Source organism: Frankia sp. CoWAU3, from assembly GCF_977971855.1.
The window spans coordinates 1-3,174 of the sequence record NZ_CDWWXB010000302.1 but is presented as its reverse complement, the minus strand read 5'-3'; the positions used below and the strand labels follow the sequence as shown (position 1 = coordinate 3,174).

The 3,174-nt window shown below is 71.0% G+C and carries 3 protein-coding genes; 1 reads left to right on the top strand and 2 read right to left on the bottom strand.

The annotated features are described in order from the left end of the window. The coding region (locus tag AC08ON_RS17555; RefSeq protein ID WP_476617385.1) for a zinc-binding dehydrogenase at positions 1-723 on the bottom strand (723 nt) is incomplete at its 3' end. Positions 724-913: 190 nt separating this feature from the next. Between AC08ON_RS17555 and AC08ON_RS17550 the strand changes: the two genes are divergently transcribed. Continuing rightward, positions 914-1,159: a hypothetical protein gene (locus AC08ON_RS17550; RefSeq protein WP_035729776.1), complete on the top strand. Its 246-nt coding sequence runs from the start codon at positions 914-916 to the stop codon at positions 1,157-1,159. Between the two features lie 221 nt (positions 1,160-1,380). Here the strand turns inward: AC08ON_RS17550 and AC08ON_RS17545 are convergent, their stop codons facing one another. After that, positions 1,381-2,607, bottom strand: a complete 1,227-nt coding sequence (locus tag AC08ON_RS17545) for an NAD(P)-dependent malic enzyme (protein WP_476608539.1) — start codon at positions 2,605-2,607, stop codon at positions 1,381-1,383. Between the last annotated feature and the right edge of the window lie 567 nt (positions 2,608-3,174).

The following is a 3,174-nucleotide window of genomic DNA, read 5'->3' as shown; positions in this document are numbered from 1 at the left end:
CCCGCCGGGGCGCACTGCCTTCACCGAGTGACCCCAGGTGGCGGCGCCGACGGTCTCGATGACCGCGTCGACCCGGCGCGGCAGCCGGGCACCGGGTTCGAGAACCTCGTCGGCGCCGAGGGTGGCCGCCCGCTTCCGCTTGGTCTCGTCCCGCGAGGTCACGAAAACGGTGTGCCCGGCGGCCTTGGCGATCAGCAGCGCCGCGGTGGCCACCCCCCCACCGGCTCCCTGGATGAGCACGGTGCCGCCGCCCCCGGCGGGCAGCCCCGCCCGGGAGACGACCATCCGGTAGGCGGTGAGCCAGGCGGTCGGCAGGCAGGCGGCCTCCTCCCACGACAACCCTGCGGGCTTCGGGATCAGGTTGCGCCGCGGCACGGCGACCCGCTCGGCAAGGGTTCCCGGGTACAGCTCGGACAGCAGGGTCCGCTTCGGGTCCAGCCTCTCGTCCCCCCCGCCCGCTGCCGGATCACCGATCACGCTGTGGACGATGACCTCCTGCCCGTCGGGGGTCACCCCGGCGGCGTCACAGCCGAGGATCATCGGGAGCCGATCCGCGGGCAGGCCCACTCCACGCAGGCTGAACAGGTCGTGATGGTTGAGCGAGGCGGCCCGCACCGTGACGGTGACCCACCCGTCGAGCGGCGCGGGTTCGGGCTGCTCCCCGATGGCCAGGCCGTCGAGCGGGGAATCGGGGTGGAGGGACATGGCGGCGGCGGCTAGCACCCTTCGAACCTACGGCTACTGGCGTGCAGACGCGAGCGAGGCCGACCGGCGCGGATCCACTCAGGACAATCGACAGGCGACGCCACGGACGAAGGGGACCATCCGGGCCGGCAACCGCGCCTGCCAGGCCGGTGTGCTGAACTCGACACCGTGGGAACAACAAGGGTGGACGTCCAATGGTAAACAGGCCGTGGTGACCCACGAGGACATGCCCGACTCGCCACGCAGAAACGGGTCGAGCCGGCGGCTGGGCTGGCGCCGCCGACACCCCGCGCCCGTCCCGGAGGCACCCGCGACGGTCATCGTGGACGGCATACCGGTCATCACGGTGGCTCCCGCCGACTTCGTGTGCTGCTCTTACAAGGGATGTGGGACCCTGCGCCCGCTCGCGGAGGCGGTGGAGAACCGGCCCTGCCCGGGATGCGGCCGGGTCTGAGCCCCACACGGGCTGAGACCCACACGGGCTGAGACCACGCGGGCTCGCGAACGGCCCGGGAACGCGGCTCAGGACCCGCAGCGGGACGCGGGGGACTCGACCGTCAAGGGGGGGACCCCGCGTGGCACGGGCCCCGTGGAGGCGTCCAGGGACCCCGGAGAAGGTGCACCGGGATCCCTGGACGCCTTGTGGCTGGCACGCCGGCGATCAGTCGGCCCTCGTCAGCGGCGGGCCACCCCGTCCGCCCGCGCGGCCGCGGCCGTCGCCGCGGCGACGGCCGGGGCGACCCGGTCGTCGAACACGCTTGGGATGATGAGATCCTCGGCCAGCTCGTCCGCGATCACCGCGGCGAGCGCCCTCGCGGCGGCGAGCTTCATGCCCTCCGTCACGCGGCTGGCCCGGACGCCGAGCGCTCCCCGGAAGATTCCGGGGAAGGCGAGAACGTTGTTGATCTGGTTCGGGTAGTCACTGCGACCGGTCGCCACGATCCGCGCGTACTTGTGGGCGACCGCCGGGTCGATCTCGGGATCGGGGTTGGCCATCGCGAAAATGATCGCCTCCGGCGCCATGGTGGCGACCGCCTCCTCCGGGACCTGCCCGGCGGACAGCCCGAGGAAGACATCGGCGCCGGCGAGCGCGTCGGTGATGGACCCGGCCAGGCCGGCACGGTTGGTCTCGGCGGCGAGCGCGGCCTTGCTCGGGGTGAGGTTGTCCCGACCGGCGTAGAGGATGCCGCGGCTGTCGCCAACCGCGATGTCCCCGATGCCGGCGGCCAGCAGGATGCGGGCCACGGCGGCGCCGGCGGCGCCCGCGCCGGACACCACGGCACGCAGATCACCCAGGGTGCGTCCGGTGAGCTTCGCCGCATTCTCCAGCGCGGCCAGCGCGACGATGGCCGTTCCGTGCTGGTCGTCGTGGAAGACCGGGATGTCGACGCGGTCCTGCAGGAGGCGCTCGATGGCGAAGCAGCGCGGTGCCGAGATGTCCTCGAGGTTGATCCCGCCGAAGCTCGGAGCGAGGCGCGCGACGGTGTCGACGATCTCCTCGACGTCCGTGCAGGCAAGGGCCAGTGGCACCGCGTCCACACCACCGAAGCGCTTGAACAGTGCGGCCTTGCCCTCCATCACCGGCAGGGAGGCCGCGGGGCCGATGTCACCGAGGCCGAGCACGGCCGTCCCATCGGTGACCACGGCGACGGTGTTAGACCGCCAGGTGTAGTCGTCGGCAAGGGCCGGAGTCCCGGCGATGGCGGTACACACCTGCGCGACTCCGGGCGTATAGGCCAGGGACAGGTCTTCCCGATTGTTCAATGGAGCGGTAACGCTGATGCTGATCTTTCCTCCGCGGTGCAGGGCAAACGCGGGATCATCGTCGGACGGCCGCGGGCTGAGCCCGGCGAAGTCCGACGTGGTGGAACCGAGAATCGGCTGGTCAGTGGTTGCGGTCACGGAGGTTGCTCCTCGAACGAGCCGCCGGCGGACCCCGCGACGATCGCGGTCCCACCTGGGCTGCGGCTACAATGTGCTCATACTCCCGTGTGGTGCGTGTTTCGCGGAAGAACAAGCCTGAGCGGTACCGCCTCATCGTGTAAGGCGGGCGATCGACCGGGTGTTGCCCGGGGTTGCTTCCAATATGGCACGCGCGGCCGCCCCTGCCCCCGACAGCGCTTCGCCGACGGCGAACCGACAACGAACGTATCGGCAACGGAAACGAAACATACCGCCACGGAGAGGATGCCGACGTCCGAGGGAAGCATCACGTGATCAGAAGCGGGGGTCTCCCCCGGCTACCGGCAACCCACCGACAGGCCCGCCCGGGCCCAAAAGGTAATCCGTGCACAGCGATGCTTTCCGTCGTACTCGGGCGATGCCCATTCCGGCAATGACGGTAGCACTCCTGATGATTTCCGTCGGTGACCGGAACGACGGCTCCGGTGCCCCGGCGACGGCGATCTCCGGCATCCTCCGTCGACGGCTCCGTCCCTGGTCAGCTGCCCAAGGAGGTGCACGACAAGG